The 736-nt window shown below is 42.5% G+C and carries 1 protein-coding gene; it reads right to left on the reverse strand.

The genetic code is table 11. From position 1 onward, the window contains the following. Positions 1 to 300: 300 nt before the first annotated feature. Positions 301 to 736, reverse strand: a 436-nt coding sequence (locus tag KIV40_RS31045; protein ID WP_285353143.1) for an efflux RND transporter permease subunit, incomplete at its 5' end; no start/stop codon positions are given.

Genomic DNA, 736 nt, shown 5'->3' on the forward strand with positions numbered 1-736 from the left:
CGACCTTCATAAGAACCTCAATGCACAAAAAATTCAACTTAACCCGCTAATTTTGAAACACTTCACAATATTGTGCAAACTTTTTCGAGCATACACACGTTCACCGAAAGTCACTATTTAATTACAAAACAAATACTTATATAAAAAACACTATTTTATTAGAAGAACAAGTTTAGAGTATAAACTCAGTGATATATTTAGAGAATTGGCATATAAGAGAGGATTTATATTCTGTTTAGATATAAAAAAGGCCTAGCAAATGCTAAGCCTTTTGTTTCATGTGGTTAATCTTAAACTGCGTTATTCATCGTCGAGAGGAATAAGTTTGGTATTTCCACCATGTGCTTTCTCACGCTTGCGCTGAACGAAGGCGTAGAAGCCAGGGATGAGGAACGTACCTGCCAACAACACACATAACAGACCACCAAGCAACGAGATACCCAGTGAGTTTTGACTTACGTGACCCGCACCTGCAGCGAAGATCAACGGGAAGATACCTAAGATAAACGACCAAGATGTCATGTTTACCGCACGGAAACGTAGAGTACCACCCTTCACTGCTGCATCATCGATAGGCGCATCTTTCTCTTCGCGCTCTACTTTCGCGAATTCCACAATCAAGATTGCGTTCTTCGCGGCGAGCGCTATGAGCAGAACCAGACCTATCTGCGCGTACAAGTTCAACGGTGTCCCCGTTAGGTTGAGCGCCAAGAAGGAGCACAAGGTCGCCACCGGT

It is taken from the genome of Vibrio sp. D173a, from assembly GCF_030248475.1.